The sequence below is a fragment of the Nocardia anaemiae NBRC 100462 genome (genome assembly GCF_001612725.1).
GTDB classification, from domain to species: domain Bacteria; phylum Actinomycetota; class Actinomycetes; order Mycobacteriales; family Mycobacteriaceae; genus Nocardia; species Nocardia anaemiae.
This window is the reverse complement of record NZ_BDAZ01000081.1, coordinates 1-19,648: the sequence shown is the minus strand read 5'-3', so window position 1 is coordinate 19,648 and position 19,648 is coordinate 1. Positions and strand designations below refer to the sequence as shown.

The 19,648-nt window shown below is 66.1% G+C and carries 17 protein-coding genes; 1 reads left to right on the top strand and 16 read right to left on the bottom strand.

Going from position 1 to position 19,648, the window contains the following annotated elements:
- Positions 1-9: 9 nt before the first annotated feature.
- The 3 genes from NA5_RS35615 to NA5_RS39890 form a co-directional block, all read right to left on the bottom strand.
- Positions 10-2,454, bottom strand: a complete 2,445-nt coding sequence (locus tag NA5_RS35615; protein WP_062993458.1) for a Tex family protein — start codon at positions 2,452-2,454, stop codon at positions 10-12.
- A 98-nt stretch (positions 2,455-2,552) separates the two neighbouring features.
- On the bottom strand, positions 2,553-4,187 hold the full coding sequence (locus NA5_RS35610) for an AMP-binding protein (protein ID WP_062993438.1): 1,635 nt from the start codon (positions 4,185-4,187) through the stop codon (positions 2,553-2,555).
- Complete coding sequence (locus NA5_RS39890) at positions 4,187-5,968, bottom strand: AMP-binding protein (RefSeq protein WP_062993437.1); 1,782 nt, start codon at positions 5,966-5,968, stop codon at positions 4,187-4,189. The genes NA5_RS35610 and NA5_RS39890 overlap by 1 nt, the downstream gene beginning before the upstream one ends.
- Positions 5,969-6,064: 96 nt before the next feature.
- On the opposite strand from NA5_RS39890, the gene NA5_RS35600 reads away from it, so the two are divergent.
- A complete protein-coding gene (locus NA5_RS35600) occupies positions 6,065-6,919 on the top strand; it encodes a helix-turn-helix transcriptional regulator (RefSeq protein ID WP_062993436.1) in 855 nt (284 codons plus the stop codon).
- A gap of 56 nt (positions 6,920-6,975) precedes the next feature.
- On the opposite strand, the gene NA5_RS35595 is transcribed toward NA5_RS35600, so the two are convergent.
- The 13 genes from NA5_RS35595 to NA5_RS35530 form a co-directional block, all read right to left on the bottom strand.
- On the bottom strand, positions 6,976-7,242 hold the full coding sequence (locus tag NA5_RS35595) for a hypothetical protein (protein WP_157110827.1): 267 nt from the start codon (positions 7,240-7,242) through the stop codon (positions 6,976-6,978).
- A 71-nt stretch (positions 7,243-7,313) separates the two neighbouring features.
- The gene (trmD, locus tag NA5_RS35590) at positions 7,314-7,997 is read right to left on the bottom strand and encodes a tRNA (guanosine(37)-N1)-methyltransferase TrmD (RefSeq protein WP_062993434.1); all 684 of its coding nucleotides are present in this window, start codon (positions 7,995-7,997) and stop codon (positions 7,314-7,316) included.
- 27 nt (positions 7,998-8,024) lie between these two features.
- A complete protein-coding gene (gene rimM, locus NA5_RS35585) occupies positions 8,025-8,549 on the bottom strand; it encodes a ribosome maturation factor RimM (protein WP_062993433.1) in 525 nt (174 codons plus the stop codon).
- On the bottom strand, positions 8,549-8,791 hold the full coding sequence (locus NA5_RS35580; RefSeq protein WP_040693288.1) for an RNA-binding protein: 243 nt from the start codon (positions 8,789-8,791) through the stop codon (positions 8,549-8,551). Before NA5_RS35580 ends, rimM begins: the two co-directional genes overlap by 1 nt.
- Positions 8,791-9,216, bottom strand: coding sequence for a 30S ribosomal protein S16 (gene rpsP / locus NA5_RS35575; protein WP_062993432.1), 426 nt, complete (start codon positions 9,214-9,216; stop codon positions 8,791-8,793). The genes NA5_RS35580 and rpsP overlap by 1 nt, the downstream gene beginning before the upstream one ends.
- A gap of 340 nt (positions 9,217-9,556) precedes the next feature.
- Positions 9,557-10,102 (bottom strand): dihydrofolate reductase family protein, encoded by a 546-nt coding sequence (locus NA5_RS35565; protein ID WP_307188893.1) that lies wholly within the window; start codon positions 10,100-10,102, stop codon positions 9,557-9,559.
- Between the two features lie 230 nt (positions 10,103-10,332).
- Positions 10,333-11,316, bottom strand: a complete 984-nt coding sequence (locus tag NA5_RS35560; protein WP_062993429.1) for an LLM class F420-dependent oxidoreductase — start codon at positions 11,314-11,316, stop codon at positions 10,333-10,335.
- 140 nt (positions 11,317-11,456) lie between these two features.
- On the bottom strand, positions 11,457-12,551 hold the full coding sequence (locus NA5_RS35555; RefSeq protein WP_062993457.1) for a metal-dependent hydrolase family protein: 1,095 nt from the start codon (positions 12,549-12,551) through the stop codon (positions 11,457-11,459).
- Positions 12,552-13,076: 525 nt separating this feature from the next.
- Positions 13,077-14,630 (bottom strand): signal recognition particle protein, encoded by a 1,554-nt coding sequence (ffh, locus tag NA5_RS35550; RefSeq protein ID WP_062993428.1) that lies wholly within the window; start codon positions 14,628-14,630, stop codon positions 13,077-13,079.
- A gap of 84 nt (positions 14,631-14,714) precedes the next feature.
- Positions 14,715-15,029 carry a hypothetical protein gene (locus NA5_RS35545; RefSeq protein WP_245672594.1) on the bottom strand — a complete coding sequence of 105 codons (315 nt, stop codon included), beginning with the start codon at positions 15,027-15,029 and terminating at the stop codon, positions 14,715-14,717.
- A gap of 106 nt (positions 15,030-15,135) precedes the next feature.
- The gene (locus NA5_RS35540; protein ID WP_084484673.1) at positions 15,136-17,604 is read right to left on the bottom strand and encodes a [protein-PII] uridylyltransferase; all 2,469 of its coding nucleotides are present in this window, start codon (positions 17,602-17,604) and stop codon (positions 15,136-15,138) included.
- Positions 17,605-17,692: 88 nt separating this feature from the next.
- A complete protein-coding gene (locus NA5_RS35535) occupies positions 17,693-18,031 on the bottom strand; it encodes a P-II family nitrogen regulator (protein WP_040868325.1) in 339 nt (112 codons plus the stop codon).
- Positions 18,032-18,035: 4 nt separating this feature from the next.
- Entirely contained in the window at positions 18,036-19,415 is a 1,380-nt protein-coding gene (locus NA5_RS35530) for an ammonium transporter (RefSeq protein ID WP_062993425.1), read from the bottom strand.
- Positions 19,416-19,648: the final 233 nt, after the last annotated feature.

Here is a 19,648-nt window from a genome sequence, read left to right as displayed (position 1 = left end):
CGTATCGTCCTACTGGCCGAAACCCGCCCGCCGCAGCGCATCCGCCATCGAACCGCTCGGTGCGGGAGCGTTGCGCCGCTGGTTGCCCTGGTTGCGGCCCTGATTCTGCTGTCGGCCCTGGCCCTGCTGCCTACCCTGACCATTCTGCCGCTGTCCGCCGCGATCCTGCCCGCCCCGGCCACTCTGGCCACGGCCACGACCACCGTCGCCCTTGGTCGTGGCGCCCGGTTCGTCGTCCAGCCGCAGCGACAGTCCGATGCGCTGGCGTGCGACGTCGACCTCGAGCACCTTCACCTTGACGACATCACCGGACTTCACGACCTCGCGCGGATCCTTGACGAAGTTGTGCGACATGGCCGAGACGTGCACGAGTCCGTCCTGATGCACGCCGACATCGACGAATGCTCCGAATGCGGCCACATTGGTGACCACACCTTCGAGCACCATCCCAGGCCGCAGATCCGCGACCTTCTCCACGCCCGCCGCGAATTCGGCGGTCTTGAATTCCGGACGCGGGTCGCGACCCGGCTTCTCGAGTTCGGAAATGATGTCGGTGACGGTGGGGATACCGAACTTCTCATCGGTGAAATCGGCGGGCCGCAGCGAGCGCAAGGCTGTGGTGTTGCCGATCAGTTCCGCCATGCCGCGTCCGGTCGATTCCAGGATGCGCCGCACCACCGGGTAGGCCTCGGGGTGCACGGCGGAGGTGTCGAGCGGATCGTCGCCGCCGCGGATGCGCAGGAAGCCCGCGCACTGTTCGAAGGCCTTGGGGCCCAGGCGAGGCACGTCGAGCAGCGCGGTGCGGCTGCGGAACGGTCCGTGCTGGTCACGATGCGCCACAATGCTTTCGGCGATCGAATTGGCGATACCCGACACCCGCGACAGCAGCGGCACCGATGCGGTGTTCACATCGACACCGACCGCGTTCACCGCATCCTCGACCACCGCGCCGAGTGAGCGGGCCAGCAGCGTTTCGGAGACGTCGTGCTGGTACTGACCGACGCCGATGGACTTCGGGTCGATCTTCACCAGCTCGGCCAGCGGGTCCTGCAGGCGTCGGGCGATGGATACCGCGCCGCGCAGCGAGACGTCCATATCCGGTAATTCCTGCGAGGCGTACGCCGATGCGGAGTACACCGACGCACCCGCCTCGGAGACCACGATCTTGGTCGGCTTGTTCTCCGGAATCCGCGAAATCAGTTCGGCGGCAAGGGCATCGGTCTCGCGCGAGGCGGTGCCGTTGCCGATGGCGATGAGCTCGACGCCGAACCGAGCGACCAGCGCGCCGAGTACGGCCAGGGATTTCTCGGTCTGGCCCTGGGGCTTGTGCGGGTAGATGACCTCGGTCGCGACGACCTTGCCGGTGGCATCAACGACGGCGACCTTCACACCGGTGCGGTACCCCGGATCCAGGCCCATGGTGGTGCGGGTACCCGCGGGCGCGGCCAGCAACAGGTCGCGCAGATTCGCGGCGAAGATTTCGACGGCATCTTTCTCGGCGGCCTGACGCAGGCGCATGCGGGTGTCGATGCCAAGGCTTACTTGCAGTTTCGTGCGCCACGCCCAGCGCACCGTATCCAGCAGCCAGGTGTCGGCGGCCCGGCCCCGATCGGCGATATCGAACTTCACCGCGATGCGGCCCTCGTAGATCGACCGCTCGCCTGGCTCCCCGGGAGCGGAGCCCGCAGAGCGACCAGACGAATCAGTCTCGGTATCCGGCTCGAGCTGCAGCTGCAGTATCTCTTCCTTCTCACCGCGCAGCAGCGCGAGGATCCGGTGCGAGGGCAGCTTGCTGAAAGGCTCGCTGAATTCGAAGTAGTCGGCGAACTTCGCGCCCGCCTCCTCCTTGCCAGGCCGCACGCTCGAGCGGACCTGGCCGCGATTCCACATCAGCTCGCGCAGTTCGCCGACCAGATCGGCATCCTCGGCGAAACGCTCGACCAGAATGGCGCGGGCGCCGTCGAGCTGCTCGGCGGTGTACTGCGCGGGATCGGTGGTCGGATCGCCGATCAGCGCATCGGCGACGGGCTCGTGACCGGCCTCGCGAGCGATCTGCGCCTTCGTGCGCCGCTTCGGCTTGTACGGCAGGTAGATGTCCTCGAGGCGGGCCTTGGTCTCGGCCGTCATCAGCTGCCCGAGCAGCGCGTCATCGAGTTTGCCCTGGCCCTTGATGGATTCGATGATCGCGCCGCGGCGCTCGTCGAGTTCGCGCAGATAGGTCAGGCGCTCGTCGAGCTGGCGGAGCTGGGCGTCATCGAGGCCACCGGTGACCTCTTTTCGGTACCGCGCGATGAAGGGCACCGTGGAACCCGCGTCCAGCAGCTCGACGGCGGCCCGGACCTGGGTCTCGCGCACGCCGAGCTCATCGGCGATGCGTCGGCCCACGCTGGCCAGAGCTGTGGTCGCGGCCGGTGCGGCGGCGGTCGTGTCGGTGTTCGTCGCTGAACTGGCGATCTCGGGCGCTGTCGTCACGCCCGAGACACTACCGTTGTCACCTGACAAACGGCCCACGCCCAGGTAAACCAGGTTGCGGATGACCGAATTGCGCGAAATCAGTCGTCGCGGTCGGAAGCCGCGAGCAGTTGCGCAGCCAGCTCGCGCATTTCGGCTTTGCGGATTTTCCCGGTCACGGTCATCGGGAACTCGTCGACGATGTGCACGTAGCGCGGGATCTTGAAGTGGGCGAGCTTGCCGGTGCAGAACGCGCGGACGGTCTCGGCGTCCAACGGTGTTGTGCCGTCCTTCATTCGGATCCAGGCCATCAGCTCTTCGCCGTACTTCGGGTCGGGGACGCCGATCACCTGGGCGTCGAGAATGTCCGGGTGGGTGTAGAGGAATTCCTCGATTTCGCGCGGATAGATGTTCTCGCCGCCGCGGATCACCATGTCCTTGATCCGGCCGGTGATGGCGAGGTATCCGTCATCGTCCATCACGCCGATATCGCCGGTGTGCATCCAGCGGGCGGCATCGATGGCCTCGGCGGTCTTCTCGGGCTCGGCCCAGTAGCCGAGCATGACCGAGTAGCCGCGGGTGCACAGTTCCCCGGGTTCACCGCGCGGCACGGTCAAACCTGTTGCGGGGTCGACGATTTTGACCTCCAGATGAGGGCCGACCCGCCCGACCGTCGCGGTGCGGCGATCGATGCCGTCGTCGCGGCGGGTCTGGGTGGATACCGGCGAGGTTTCGGTCATGCCGTAGCAGATGCATACCTCGCGCATGCCCATGCGATCGATCACCCGCTTCATCACCTCGACCGGGCAGGGTGAACCGGCCATGATGCCGGTGCGCAGGCTGGACAGGTCGACGTCCCTACCAGAATCCAGTTCCGCGAGTATGGCGATGAACATCGTCGGTACGCCGTAGAGCGAGCTGCAGCGCTCCGCGGCGACCGCATCGAGGGTTGCGACCGGATCGAATGCGGGCGCCGGAATCACCACGGCCGCACCGTGACTGGTGCTCGCCAGGTTGCCCATGACCATGCCGAAGCAATGGTAGAACGGGACGGGCACGCAGATCCGGTCCTGTTCGGTATAGCCGCAGAGTTCGCCGACGAAGTAGCCGTTGTTGAGGATGTTGTGGTGGCTCAACGTCGCACCCTTGGGGAAACCTGTTGTGCCGGAGGTGTATTGGATATTGATCGGGTCGTCCATCGACAGTGTCGCGGCGATCGCCATCAGCCGATCGGCATCGATAGCGGTCTGCGCCAAGGCATCCCATTCGGGCGAGCCGAGTACCAGAACCTGTTCCAGGCCAGGACAATTCGGGCGGACCTGCTCGATCATGGCAACATAGTTCGATGTCTTGAATTCCGGCGCGGCGATCAACATGCGCACACCGGCTTGGCGAAGCACGTATTCCAGTTCGCTGGTGCGGTATGCCGGATTGATATTGACCAGAATCGCACCGAGTTTCGCGGTCGCGTACTGGGTGAGGAACCATTCCGCGCAGTTCGGTGCCCAGATGCCGACCCGATCGCCCTTGGCGATACCACCTTCGGCCAATCCGGTGGCCAGTGCGTCGATCGCGGCCGCGAGTTCGCGATAAGTCCAGCGGCGACCGGATGGACAGTCCACCAAGGCTTCTCGGTCCGCATAGGCGGCCGCCATGCGGTCGAAGTCATCGCCGATGGTTTCGCCGAGCAGCGGGGTTTCCGCGATGCCGGAGGCGTAACTCGCAAGTGCGGACATCACCGAACCCCCTGCTGCCGCAGAATGAACCGCTGCACCTTGCCGCTGGGCGTCTTGGGTAGCGCGTCCACGAAATGCACCTTGCGTGGATACGCGTGCGCGGCGAACTTGCGTTTCACCAGGGTCTGCAATTCGGCCTCGAGTTCGGCATTGCCTTCGAAACCATTGCGCAGCACCACGAATGCTTCGAGCACCTCACCGCGCAATTCGTCGGGCATGCCGACCACCGCTGCCTCGACCACCCGCTCATCGAGCACCAGTACGCTCTCGACCTCGAACGGGCCGATGCGGTATCCAGCCATGATGATGACATCGTCGTCGCGGGCGGAGAAGTGGAAGAAACCGTCCGCATCCTGGGATCCGGCATCACCGGTCAGATACCAGCGCCCGTCGGCGGTGTAGCGCTGCGCGGTGCGTTCCGGGGCGTCGAGGTAGCCGAGGAACCACAGTAGTGGACTGCGTTCGGTATCGATGGCGACTCGGCCCAGTTCGCCGACCGGCGCTTCGACGTCGGCATCCTCGGCGAGCACCGCGCAATGCCAACCCGGCATCGTCCGGCCCATCGAGCCCGCGGGGGCGTCCACCCGCAATGCCTCGTGCCATGAATTGCAGATGAGCATGCCGTGCTCGGTCTGCCCGTAGTGATCGCGCACCGCGACGCCCAGCGTTTCGACCGACCACGTCACCACATCCGGGGTCAGCGGTTCGCCTGCGGACGAGGCGCGCCGCAAGTGGAGATCCGTTGGGGCAGTTGCACTATCGGCACGCAACGCTCGATAGACCGTCGGCGCGGCAGTGAAATTGGTGACGCCGAACCTTTCGAGAACCTGCCAAGTCAGCGGCGCGGAGAATGCGGCATGGAGCAGCAGGCTGCGGATACCGGATGCCAGCGGGCTGAGAATCGCCCAGTACAGTCCGTACGCCCAACCCGGATCGGCCGCATTCCAATAGACGTCGTCCGGCCGCACGTCCAGCGAAAACTCTTGGTACGCATGGAATGCCGCGAGCGCCCGCACCGGAATCGGCACACCCTTCGGCGTACCCGTGGTGCCGCTGGTGAACAACTGCACCAGCAGCCCGTCCCCGCCGACCGCCACGGCAGCCGCGCGCGGGTCGTCGGCGGAGTACACGGCGAGCAGATCCGCGAACCGCAGTGGGGTTGTCCGCGCGGCGATCGGGGGCTTCGCCGCATCACCGTCGGCCTCGGTAGCAGTCGCATTGCCGGAGTCACCCACGTGCCCGGAAGCAGCTCCGACCGCTCGCACATCAGCTCCAGCGGCAGTCGTGTCGGACGCCCGCACGCCAGCGGATACCGGGCCTTCCCCCGCGATGATTACCCGCCACGGCGGATCGGCTGGGATGTCATCGCCGGGTACCAGTTTTGCCGCCTGGTCGACGTCGGCGATGACGATCGTCGCACCGCTCGCGGCCAGTCGGAAGGCGATGGCGGGTGGGGCGAAGGCGGTGAAGAGCGGGACGTGGACCGCGCCGCGGCGCCAGATGCCGAGCAGCGCCACCACCAGGTCGGCGGACTTCGACATCAGTGTGGCGACGCGGTCGCCGGGTTCGACGCCGAGGTCGGCCAAGGCGACGGCGAAGCGTTGGGAGCGTTCGCGAAGCTCACCGTAGGTCAGATCGAGCGCGGTCAGGTCAGGGTCGACGATGGTGAACGCGACCCGATCGGCGGGGTGCCGGTCGCACAGCAGATCCGCCGCGCTGACGGCGGGTCCGTCGTAGGTCTCCAGTAGCTCGCGCACGCGCGCGTTCAGGTCCGCGGTCATCTCGCCTCTCCTCATCGGTGATCCAGGCCACCTCGGTCTCCCATAGGATGTGGGTCACATCACGTTCGGCACTACCCCCGAAAAGGGGTGAGTCTTTTGACCCACACCTCCGCGCTGCTGCGGCCACGCGACGGCGATGCGCTGCGTGCCGAGATCCGCTGGGTGGCCAACAAGGCGGGCGTGCCGGTGGTTTTCGGCGGCGAAGTGCACAATGACGCGCTGCTGCTGACCGAATTCGTCGGCACCGTCACCAATGGCCTGCGCGGACTGACCGTGCTGCGCACCTCCGGGCTGGGAGGCAGGGTGATGGATATGCGCCGCCCCGCCTCGGTCGCCGACTACCGCAATGCCTCCGAGATCACCCATCACTACGACGGTCCCGTCTCCGGCGAACGCATCCGCTCGGTGCTCGCGGTGCCCGTGGTGGTGGACGATCGCTCCCGTGCGGTGCTCTACGCCGCCACCCGGGGCGGCGCACCGCTCGGCGACCGCACCGCCGATCTGGTCGTCGCGGCCGGTCGACGCCTGGCGACCGAGATCACCATCCGCGACGAGGTGGACCGTCGCCTGCGCCTACTGGAAATGACCACTCCGGCAGCCGGGACCGCGCCCGCGGTCGCCGAGGAACTGCGCGAGATCAATGCCGAACTCCGCGGCGCGGCCCAATCGGCCGAGGACGAACGCCTCCGCGAACGCCTGCACTCGGTGTGCGAACGCCTCACCCGAGTCCTCGTCGGCGACCTGCCCGCGGATGCGCCGCGCCTATCCCGACGGGAACTCGACGTGCTCGCCCAGATCGCGCTCGGCTGCACCAATCACGAAGCTGCCCAACGCCTTTCGCTCGGATCGGAGACGGTCAAGAGCTATCTGCGCAATGCGATGACCAAACTCGACGCGCACTCTCGCCATGAGGCTGTGGTCACCGCTCGGCGCTTCGGTCTGCTGCCCTGAGTTCCCCGCGCACAGATTTCGCACTGTCCGAGATTCGTGCGCCGCGGGTGAATTGGTCAGCGCCCGCCGGTGCAGACCCCTTCGGGGGTGTACTGGCACGGACGCTCATTGCGACCCTTGTATTGCCCGTGATTGCTGCTGCGGCCGCGCTGACCTGCGCTGTTGCGGCTACGGCCAGCATCCGGCTCATGCGTGTCCCGATCCGCGGCGACTCTGATTACCTCGATTTCGGGCGCGGCCAGATCCGACAAGACGATCATCGCGCCACCGATGAGAGTCGAGGCCACCGCTCGACGCACCGTTACGAACCGAGCCACTGTCACCATAGCCACCTACCGTTGTTTAACGTGCCGTTAATTAACGATACATTCGATATGGCGAAAAGGTCACGATTTCAGTCGTCGGTAAGTAGATCCGGCCGCCGTTCTCGGGTCCGAGCGAGAGATTGTTCGCGCCGCCACGCGGCGACCTTGGCATGATCGCCGGACAGCAAGATCGGCGGCACTTCGAGGCCGCGCCAGGAGACAGGTCGTGTGTAGCTCGGCCCCTCCAGCAGTCCGTCGGAGAACGAATCCTCTTGGTGGGATTGCTGATTGCCGAGTACGCCGGGTAGCAGGCGGACCACGGCCTCGACCATCACGAGGACCGCGGCCTCACCGCCGATGAGAACATAGTCGCCGATGCTGACCTCTTCGACGCGAACCCGGCGGGTGGCATCGTCGAACACACGTTGATCGATGCCTTCGTAACGGCCGCAAGCGAATACCAGATGTTTCTCGGTGGCCCAGCGCTGCGCGGTGGCCTGGGTGAAGGGCACTCCGGCGGGCGTCGGCACCACGAGCAGGGCGTCGTCGGGGCATACTTCGTCGAGGGCATCGCCCCAAACCGTCGGCTTCATGACCATGCCCGGCCCGCCGCCGTAGGGCGAATCGTCGACGGACTTGTGCACGTCGTGGGTCCAGCGACGCAGATCGTGTACGTCCAGGGCGATCAGGCCCTTGTCGATGGCCTTGCCGAGCAATGCCGTTCGCAGCGGCTCCAGATACTCCGGAAATATCGTGACGACATCGAGTTTCATGCGGTCCTCAAGTCTTCCGATGGTCCGCTACTCCGGATCGAGCAGACCCTCGGGCGGATCGATGACGACCAGTTGATCGGCCAGTGAGACCGTCGGCACGATCGCGGTGACGAACGGAATCAGGATCTCCCTGCCGTCGTCGGCGGCACGCACCGAAAGCAGTTCTCCCGCAGCCGAATGCAGCACCTCGGTGACCTTGCCGACAACGGTGCCATCGGTGAGCTGGACGGTCAGGCCCTCCAACTCGTGGTCGTAGAACTCGTCCGGATCCTCCGACGGCGGCAGCTCCGCACTGTCCACGACGAACAGTGTGCCGCGCAGCGCATCGGCGGCGGTGCGGTCGGAGATCCCGACGAGTTGCACGAGAAGTCGGCCCGAATGCTCTCGGGCCGACTCCACGGTGAACTCACGAACTTCGCTGGATCGCGCCGCCCGCCCGCGCAGCCGCACACCGGGTGCGAAACGCGCATCGGGATCGTCGGTGCGTACCTCGACGACCAACTCGCCGCGCACACCGTGCGATTTGGCGACCCGACCTACGACGAGTTCCATCAAGCGTCGGTATCGACCACGTCGACCCGGATGCCCCGGCCGCCGATTCCGGCGACGAGGGTGCGCAGCGCGGTCGCGGTACGACCGCCGCGACCGATCACCTTGCCCAGATCATCGGGGTTGACGTGCACCTCGACGGTGCGCCCGCGGCGGCCGGTGATCAGCTCGACCCGGACGTCATCCGGATTGGCGACAATGCCGCGAACCAGGTGCTCCACGGCATCGGCGACGACAGCGCTCATTACTCCGCAGCCTCAGTCTCGGCGGCCTCTTCCTTCTTGGCGGCCTTCTTCTTGGGCGTGACGGCCTCGGCGACCGGCTCGTTATCGGCGGCGGCCAGCGCGGCGTTGAACAGGTCCAGCTTGGAGGGCTTCGCGGGCTTCACCTTGAGGGTGCCCTCGGCGCCCGGCAGGCCCTTGAACTTCTGCCAGTCGCCGGTGATCTCCAGCAGCCGCTGCACGGCCTCGGTCGGCTGCGCGCCGACACCCAGCCAGTACTGCACGCGCTCGGAGTTGATCTCGATCAGCGACGGCTCTTCCTTGGGGTGGTACTTGCCGACGTTCTCGATGGCGCGGCCGTCACGACGGGTGCGGGCATCGGCGATGACCACGCGGTACTGCGGGTTGCGGATCTTGCCGAGACGGGTGAGCTTGATGCGAACAGCCATGTGCTGATCTGCCTTTCAGTGGTTGGTCACGGCGCAATTCAGCGACCCGCACGGTCTGCGAGCCCGGTTTTGCGCTTGGAGTGTGTGACCGCCGCGCGGTGCGTAACCGGAGACGGGCTGACACTTGTCCAGGAAGGACGATGGTCCATTCTGCCAGACCGGTCCCCCGCCGCTGAAATCGCGTCGTCGGGGGGAAACGATCGGCCGCAGGTTGCCGAGGCCGCGACCGAAATCGGCGGCGACGCGGCCATGGAATTGTCGGCGCTCGGCCTCGCGCGGGCCGCCGTCGGCGGTATTCGTGGGGGTGATCGGCGGAATCGCCAACCTGTTCAGCTGACGATCAGCTGGTTCGATAGCGCAGCAGCACGACCCCGGACCGGAATTTACGGCTCTCGACCAGTCGCAGGGCAGGTACGTGGGTCGCGTCCTCGAACAGGCGGGCACCCCTGCCGAGCACCACCGGGAAGACGAACAGCCGGTACTCGTCGACGAGATCGGCGGCAATGAGGCCGTGGACCAGGGTGATACTGCCGGTGGTGACGATGTCCTTGCCCGGCTCGGACTTCAGCGCCCGCATCTCATCGGCCAGCGGCCCGCGCAGCACCGTGGTTTTCGCCCACTCCGGTTCGCCCAGTGAGCTCGACATCACGTACTTGTGCACGTTGTTCAGATCGTCAGCGATGCCGGTCTCGTCGTCGGTCTGCTGCGGCCAATAGCCGCGCATCTGCTCGAAGGTGATCCGCCCGAACAGCACGGCATCGCATTCGGCGCTCTGGCGCATGAGTTCATCCAGAACGTCCGATTGGTCGCCTTGCGCGTCATTGCCGACGGTGAACCAGCCCTCGCTCGCATCGATGACGCCATCGAGCGTGATGTTCTCGGTCACGATCAAATCCCGCATTACTGCCCTCTCGGTCGAAGTTACTTCACCTACTAGGACGCGCGGAATGCAGGGAATTCATCGCCCGACGATTCAGCCCTGGTGACGCTAGCGGTTGTCGACATGACGGGTGGTCGCCCATTCCTGAGCACGATTCACCGGAACCTGGCTTCGGCCGCCGCTGCGCACAACGACGGCCGGGGCGCCGGGGACGCGGAATGGGCCTGAGTGCCGCCTCAGCGAACCAGCGGGGCGAGGGTACGACCGGCGAGATCCACCGCACCCGGCTCGTGGCCGTTGGTCACCATGTTGACGATGAGACCTTGCACGCCTTGGTCGAGCACCCTGGTCTGTAGTTGTTCGGCGACTTCGGCTGGGCTGCCGACGAATTGGCGGTCGGCGATGGTCTGCTTGCGCTGGTCCTCCGAGAGTGCGGACAGGTCGACGCCGATGCCGCGCAGTAGATCCTGCTGTTGTTTGCGGGCGCGGTCGCCGTCCTCGTCGATCATCAGGAAACAGAGGTAGCTGACCTCCAAAGTGTCTGGATCACGGTCGTTTTCGGCGCAGCGCTGGTGCAGTGCCTCGATCTTGCGCGGCAGCTCGGAGGCGTTGCAGATGATGTTGATGTGGTCGGCGAAGCGGGCGGCCAGCGCGAAGGTCTTCTTCTCGCCGCCGCCCCCGAGCAGGATCGGCAGGTCATTGCGCAATCGCGGCTCATTCATGGCGTTATCGGTGTGGTACCAGTTGCCGTCGAAGGTCGAGTGTTCACCGCGCAGCATCGGCGTAATGATTCGCAGCGCCTCGTCGAGCCGCTGGAAGCGTTCGGTGAAGGTGCCGAATTCGAAGCCGTAGGACTGGTGTTCGAGCTCGAACCACCCGGCTCCGATGCCGAGTACCGCCCGCCCGCCGCTCACCAGATCCAAGGTGGTGACAGTCTTGGCTAGCAGTGCGGGATTGCGATAGGTGTTGCCGGTCACCAACGCCGACAACTGAATTCGTTCGGTCGACGCGGCGATTCCGGACAGCGTGGTGTAGGCCTCCAGCATCGGTTCGCTCGGCTCACCGAGACCGGGCAGCTGGTAGAAGTGATCCATCACGAAGACCGTGTCGAAACCGGCGGCTTCGGCCTCCCTGGCCTGCGCGACCACGGTCGGAAACAGTTCGCTGACGGGCTGGCCATAACTGAAATTGGGCATCTGATAACCGAGGCGAATGGTCATAACCCGACCCTACGCGCGCCCCACCCCCACCTTCCCCCTCTTCCCCACACCACCCTCCTGACCTGGGGTCTGTCGCACACCCAGTGACAACCTCGCACAAGCTATAGCCTGTGCGCGATGCCCGGACCATATGCGGTGGGTCAGCGGTGGCCGGTGACCGGATTGTGGGTTTCGACGAGGCGGCCGCGCAGGATGACGTACTGGGGGTCGGTGAGTGCGGCGGGGTTGGTGCGTGGGTCTTCCCGGTAGACAACGAGATCCGCTGGTGCACCGGGCTCGATGCTCGGTCGGCCCAGCCAGGTGCGGGCATTCCAGGAAGCAGCGCCGAGGGCGTCGTGTTTGGACAAGCCCGCTCCGGACAGGGCGGCGATTTCGTCGGCGACGCGGCCGTGACGGATGGATCCGCCCGCATCGGTGCCCGCGAAAATCGGGACGCCCGCATCGTGCGCATTGCCGACGGTGCGGCGGACGCGCGCGTGCAGATCGCGCATATGTGCGGCATAAATGGGGAATTTGCCTGCGCTGTCGGCGATTTCGGGGAAGGTATCGATATTGATCAGCGTCGGGACCAGCGCGGTGCCGTGTTCGACCATCAGCTCGATGGTGTCGTCGGTGAGGCCCGTGCCGTGTTCGAGGCAGTCGATGCCAGCGTTGATCAGGCCGGGCAGCGCGTCCTCGCCGAAGACGTGCGCCGTGACCCGCGCACCGTTGGCGTGCGCGGCGTCGATGGCCTCCTTCAGGATCGCATCGCTCCACAGCGGCCGCAGATCGCCTGCCGACCGGTCGATCCAGTCCCCGACGATCTTCACCCAGCCGTCGCCGAACCGAGCCTGTTCGGCGACGATCTCCGGCAGATCACGCTCATCGTCGAGTTCGATGCCGAGCTCGCGGATATAGCGGCGCGGTCGAGCGATGTGGCGGCCCGCACGAATGATCCGCGGCAGCTCCTCATGCTCATCGATGAAGTGCGTATCGATCGGCGAGCCCGCATCGCGCAGCAGCAACGCACCCGCGTCTCGCTCGGTCTCGGCCTGGGCGATCGCCCCCTCGCGATCCTCATGTCCCCCGCCGTACCGGATCCCGACGTGACAGTGCGCATCGACGAGGCCGGGCACGATCCACCCTGTGCCGCAAAGTGTTTCGGCCCCCGCGACGGGCTCGAAAGACACCAGCCCATCCCGCACCCACAGGTCACGCACCTCGTCATCAGGGAGAACCACACCCCGCAGATGCACAGCAACCTCCTCGACGCGATCGGCACCGTCCAACCTACTGCCGACACTCTTCGACAGTCACCCCACCCGCACCCGGCAACGGCTCGCAGCCGATGTTCGGGGACCGACACCGCGTCTTCGAACCGGGCACGCCATGTACACGATGCCCGATCCCAAGAGCGGGTGCCGGTAGAGCGCACATGGGACGCCCTGCCGCACGCACCGGCGAGGGCTCGCAGCCGAGATCCTTCAACCGCGCACCTTCCGGGAACCGGGCAGCCCAAGTAGACGGTGCACGGTCCCCAGCACCGGTGCCAGGGAGAGCGCAGACGGGTCACCCCTCCCGCACACGCTGGCAACGGCTCCCAGCCGACATCGGTCAGCCGCGCAGCTCCATCCTGGGATCGGGCACCCAGCCGGTCTCGAAGACGGACGCACAGCTGAACAGGGCACCCCGCCCGATCACAACGACCGACCCACCGCTGAGCGGGCGCACCGGACGGTCCGCGCCTTGCCCGCAACGGCATCGAGGAAAGCTGCGCCGCTCTACTTCTTGGGGAAGTTCAGCTTGGACAGGTCGAAACCCTCAAGTCCGGGCGGCAACTGGTCGAGCCCAGCGGGCATACCGGACAGATCCGGCATCCCGGCGGGCATACCCGGCATGCCGGGGAACCCGCCGCGCATCTTCGGCGGCGTCGGTCCGCGCCCACCCTTCTTGCCCTTCTTGCCCTTCTTCGCATTGCCGCGGCGCGCACCGGGCAGGCCCATCTGACGGCCCATCATGGCCATCATCTTCTTGGCCTCGAAGAAGCGGTCGACGAGTTGATTGACCTCGGAGACCTGCACGCCGGAGCCGTTGGCGATGCGCAGACGGCGAGATGCGTTGATGATCTTCGGGTTCGCGCGTTCGGCCGGGGTCATACCGCGGATGATCGCCTGCACCCGGTCGAGTTGCTTATCGTCGACCTGGGCCAGCACATCCTTCATCTGGCCCGCACCGGGGAGCATGCCGAGCAGATTGCCGATGGGGCCCATCTTGCGGATGGCGAGCATCTGATCGAGGAAGTCCTCGAGCGTCATCTCGCCGCTGCCGATCTTGCGGGCGGCTTCCTCGGCCTGCTGCTGGTCGTAGACCTGTTCGGCCTGCTCGATCAGGCTCAGCACGTCACCCATGCCCAGGATGCGCGAGGCCATCCGGTCCGGGTGGAAGACGTCGAAGTCCTCGAGCTTCTCACCGGTGGAGGCGAACATGATCGGCGAGCCGGTCACATTCCGGACCGACAGCGCCGCACCACCGCGGGCGTCACCGTCGAGTTTGGTGAGTACGACACCGGTGAAGCCGACACCGTCGCGGAAGGCCTCCGCGGTATTGACGGCGTCCTGGCCGATCATCGCGTCGAGCACGAACAGCGTCTCGTCGGGCTTGACCGCATCGCGAATGCCAGCGGCCTGCGCCATCAACTCGGCATCGATACCGAGGCGACCGGCGGTGTCGACGATGACCACGTCGTATTGCTTGCTGCGCGCCTCCGCGACACCCGCCTCGGCCACCGCGACCGGATCGGCCGCCGAAATGCCGAGCGGATTCTCGCCGCCGCCGATCGAGGTGCCGGGATGCGGCGCGAAGACCGGCGCCCCCGCGCGCTCACCGACCACCTGGAGCTGGGTCACCGCGCCGGGACGCTGCAGGTCACAGGCCACCAGCAGCGGCTGATGCCCCTGTCCTTTGAGCCATTTCGCGAGCTTGCCCGCCAGGGTGGTCTTACCGGAACCCTGCAGACCGGCCAACATGATCACGGTCGGCGGGTTCTTGGCGAGGGTCAGCCTGCGGGTTTCGCCGCCGAGGATGCCGACGAGTTCCTCATTGACGATCTTGACGACCTGCTGGGCCGGATTGAGGGCGGCGGAAACCTCCGCACCCTTGGCCCGCTCCTTGATCTTCGCGATGAAACCGCGCACCACGGGCAGCGCGACGTCGGCTTCGAGCAGGGCGAGGCGGATCTCCCGGCAGGTGGCGTCGATGTCGGCCGGTGACAGACGCCCCTTACCGCGAAGATCCTTGAGGGCACCGGTAAGCCGGTCGGACAGGGATTCGAACACCGATCGCGCTCCTGATCTCGTGGGACGTCACTTGGTATCCCAGGGTAATGGGACGGCCCACTTACGCGCGCAAGCGGTGCTCGGTTATTCCATCGCGCGGCGGCGCGGTTTCGCGGTTTTGCGGTAGTCGTGGTTCTCCTGCGCAACCATGAAAACCGCCTCCCGACCGGTGAGACCGAGCTCGAGGGCCAGGTCGTCGAGCATGGCCCAGTCCGCGCCGGTCGGCACATCGCGGGTGGCAACGGCGGTGGCAATCGTCATAGCAGTCACAGCCTGCTGTCCGGACAGTGTCCGGCCGGGCAGCCAGGAGACCACCCACCGATCACCGCCGACGCAGCGCGCCATATGCGTGGTCTCGTCACTCGTCATCATCGACGCCGAAACGACTTCAATTGCCACCGACCTGCTCCCCTCGCTCGCGATAGCCAGACGCTCTGATAGTAGGGGGCAACGGGCGCGCTGCCTATGCTTTCAGCAAATCATCTGCAAATGTAAATCGGGTCGATCATGAGACCGAGCTGGTACCGGGTGGTCCGACTCCCTCCGGAGGCTTGGGGGCGGGGCGCGGAACCACGGCCAGCACCGCCTTTTCAACGGTTTCGCGACGCTCAGGAATATCGACGCCCAGGTCGAGGCCGAAGGCGTCGACCACCGCGGAACCCATGGTCACCACCTTCGCCCAGCGCACATCGGCGCCGCATTCGGCAAACGCCGCGGCCAACCGGCTGAGCAGGCCGATCCGGTCCTCGGCACGCAATTCGAGGACCACCTGACCGGGGGTCGATGTCGCCGTCCAGATCACCCGGGGCTGTGCCTGCGCGTACTGGCTCGGGCCAGCGCCGATGGCCTCGCGCTCTCGCTTCGCCAGCAGCGCGGACAGATCGAGATCGCCAGCGGTCGCACGGATCAGCTCCTGCCGCAGCAGTCCGCCATCCGGTGGATCGCCGAACTTCGGGGACACCACAAAAGTGTTGACGGCCGAGGAACCTTCGCCGCCGACGGTCGCCGAGAGCACCCGCAGCGAATGTAGAGCCAACACTCCGGCGGCATCCGAGAGCAGGCCCGGCGTATCCGGTGCGATCACGGTGACCGTGTAGGTGTACTTGCCCTCGCCCGGCCGCAGATCGACGTGCACGCCACCCGCCGCGGCCTTGGCCAGCAGTTCCGGTGCGATCGGTTCCGGCTTCGGCAACTGGTCCCCCGCCATGACCAGGCGGCAGCGGCGCACGAGTTCGCCGATCAACGACGCCTTCCAGTCACCCCAGACACCCGGGCCGGTGGCCAGCGAATCGGCCTCGGCCAAGGTGTGCAGCAGTTCGAGCAGTTGCACATCGCCGCCGAGGGCGTCGACGACGAATTGCACGGTGTCCGGATCGGCCAGGTCGCGCCGAGTCGCGGTGTCGGGCAGCAACAAATGGTGGCGCACGATGGCGCTGAGCGTGCGCACGTCCGATGGCCACAGCGCGAGACGCCGTCCGATATGGGTGGCCAGTTCCGCCCCGACAATGCTGTGGTCACCGGCCCTGCCCTTGCCGATATCGTGCAGCAGCGCACCGAGCATCAGCAGGTCGGGACGGGCGACGCGGGTGCTCAGCGCGCTCGCATACGCGACCGTCTCCATCAGGTGCCGGTCCACGGTCCAGGTGTGCAGGGCATCGCGCGGCGGCAGGTCGCGCACCGCACCCCATTCGGGAAGGAGCCTGCCCCACAAGCCCGTTCGGTCAAGTGCCTCGACCGCATCGATGGCACCGCGACCCGCTCCGAGCAGGATCAACAGGTCGTTGAGCGCGTCCTTTGGCCAGGGTTCGCGCAGCTCCGGCGCATCCTCGGAAAGCCGATTCAGCGTGGTCGCGGACATCGGCAGCCCGGTCTGCGCCGAGGCCGCGGCCACTCGCAGGATCAGGCCCGGATCGCGCTGCGGGCGCGCATCCCGCGCCAACACGACCTCCCCCGCGTGTTCGACCACCCCCTCATCGAGTGGTCGGCGAACCGGCATGCGCCGCAGTCGGGCGAGGCCGCGTCGCGGTAGCGCATTGGCCGCGGTGCGCAGACCGACATCGACGGAATAACTCACCGTCCGTGCCGAATCGCTCAGTGTGCGAGCGAGATCGAAACGGTCGCCGATGCGCAAGGCCGCGCCGATCTCGTCGGCATCCTGGGCTCGCAGTTGATCGCGGGCCCGACCCGCCACCCGATGCAACTCCGTGCGAACGTCCAGCAAACGTCGACGCGCCTGCTTCAGACCGCCGCCCGGCACATCCGGGCCGAGACCCGGCATGGCATCGGTCAGCTGGGCGATGGCCAGCGCGTCGAGCAGTTGGATATCGCGCAATCCGCCGCGCCCGTTCTTCAGATCGGGTTCGGCGCGATGGGCGATCGCACCGCTGCGCTGCCACCTGGTCTCGGCCTGTTCGATCAATTCATCGAAGCGCGAACGGATTCCGGTTCGCCACTCCCGGCGCACTCCGCCGATCAACAGATTGCTCAACTCCATATCGCCGACGATGTGCCTGGCCTCGAGCATGCCGAGTGCGGCGATGAGATCGTCGGAGGCCACGCGCAATGCCTGCGGCACGGTGCGCACGCTGTGGTCGAGTTTGATATGCGCGTCCCACAGCGGATACCAGAGCTGATCGGCCACCTCGGCCACGCGCGCGGGATCGACGTCATCGTGCAGCAACACCAGATCCAGATCGGAATACGGCAGCATCTCCTTGCGCCCGAGTCCGCCGACGGCAACCACGGCCAGACCGCTGTCGCGGCCGATGCCGAGATCGGTGCCCTTGGTGGTCAGCCACAATTCGAACAGATCGACCAGCGCCGACCGCAGGGATTCCGCGTCCAGCCGCGGATTACGGGGCAGTCCGCCCTCGAGCAATTGATTGCGTGCCCGGACCAGGTCGGTCGCGCCATTGGAGACGTTAGTCCCGACATCCTCGGTTCCCTGTCTGCCGTCTTGCTCGTGACTACCCACAAACCACCGTCCATCCAAATGCGTACGGCCCCGCCCCGACCGGGCTATCCGGTGGGAGCGGGGCCGCCGCTCGATTTCGATTCTCCGTTTAGAGAGCGTCGGTACCGCGTTCGCCGGTCCGCACTCGGATGATCGACTCCACCGGGGTCACCCAGACCTTGCCGTCACCGATCTTGCCGGTGCGGGAGGCCTCGACGATCACCTCGACGACCTTGTCGACCGAGGCATCGTCCACGACCACCTCGACCCGAACCTTCGGAACGAAATCCACCGAGTACTCGGCGCCGCGGTAGACCTCGGTATGCCCCTTCTGGCGGCCGTAGCCCTGCACCTCGCTCACGGTCATGCCCAGCACACCCGCCTGCTCGAGCCCGGATTTGACGTCCTCGAGAGTGAACGGTTTGACGATTGCGGTGATCAGTTTCATGTCGTCATGCCTCCTTGACGGCGGTACGTGCCGTGCCACCCACAGCAGCGAAATCGTATGCCGTTTCAGCGTGCTCGGACTCGTCCATGCCCACCGACTCGGCTTCCTCGCTGGCGCGCAGCCCAATGGTGAACTTCACGATATAGGCAATGATCAGGGTCGCGATGAAGGAGAACGCAAGTACCGCACCGGCACCGACGGCCTGCCGCCACAGCTGGTCGAAACCGCCGCCGTAGAACAGGCCGGTCTTGCCCGCGCCCGCCTCCGGAGCGGCGACCAGGCCCACCATCAGGGTGCCGATGATGCCGCCGACGAGGTGCACACCCACGACGTCGAGCGAGTCGTCGAAGCCGAACTTGAACTTCAGGCCGACCGCCAGCGCACAGACCGCACCGGCCACGAAGCCGATCACCAGGGCGCCGACCACGTTGACCGAGGAGCACGACGGGGTGATCGCGACCAGACCGGCCACCACACCCGAGGCCGCGCCCAGCGAGGTGGGCTTGCCGTCGCGGAACTTCTCCACCAGCAGCCAGGCCAGCATCGCCGCACAGGTCGCGAGGGTGGTGGTGATGAAGGTCGAACCGGCCAGACCACCGGAGGTGACCGCGGAACCGGCGTTGAAGCCGAACCAGCCGAACCACAGCAGACCGGCACCGAGCATGACGAACGGCAGGTTGTGCGGACGGAACGGGGTGCTGGGCCAGCCCTTGCGCTTACCGAGCACAAGCACCAGGGCCAGGCCCGCCGCACCGGCGTTGATATGGACCGCGGTACCACCGGCGAAGTCGACCGCGAGCAGTTTGTTCGCGATCCAGCCGCCCTCGTGCACGACATTGCCGTCGGCATCCTTGACATCGAAGTCGAAGACCCAGTGCGCGACCGGGAAGTAGACGACAGTCGCCCAGATACCGGCGAACAGCAGCCAGGAGCCGAACTTCAGGCGGTCGGCGACCGCACCCGAGATGAGGGCAACCGTGATGATCGCGAACATCAACTGGAACGCCACGAACACGGTCGCGGGGATCGTGCCCGCGAGTGGGATGTTCACTGCAGCAGTGGTGACAGCGCCGCTCGCGTCCTTGACCTCGGCAACCGAATTGCCGCCGATCAGGCCCTTGAGACCGAAGAACTGCGCGGGATCGCCGATCACGCCGAACTTGTTGTCGCCGAACGCGGCCGAGTATCCGTATAGCGACCACAGCACGCCGACCAGGCCCATGGCGCTGATGCTCATCATGATCATGTTGAGCACGTTCTTGGAGCGGACCATGCCGCCGTAGAAAAACGCCAGGCCGGGCGTCATCAACAACACGAGCGCTGAACTGGCCAGCATCCAGGCGGTGTCACCGGTGTCCGGTGCACCGGTAAGGGGAAAAGCCACCTTAATGTCCTCCTCATCTCGGGCCCAGCCGACTCCGGCAATTGGACCTGCACAGAAGGGTCCTCATTCGGTGTTTCATCCGTGATGATGCTGCGTTTCGCCTAAGTGAACGCGTGGGGCAGTTGTGTTGCTACCACGTTTCCTGGCGTACACCGACGTTTCATCGCAGCTGTGCGATGTGTGTCGGAGCAAACCGACAGCTGTTTTCGAGGAGAAGGATCGGTGGGGCGCGA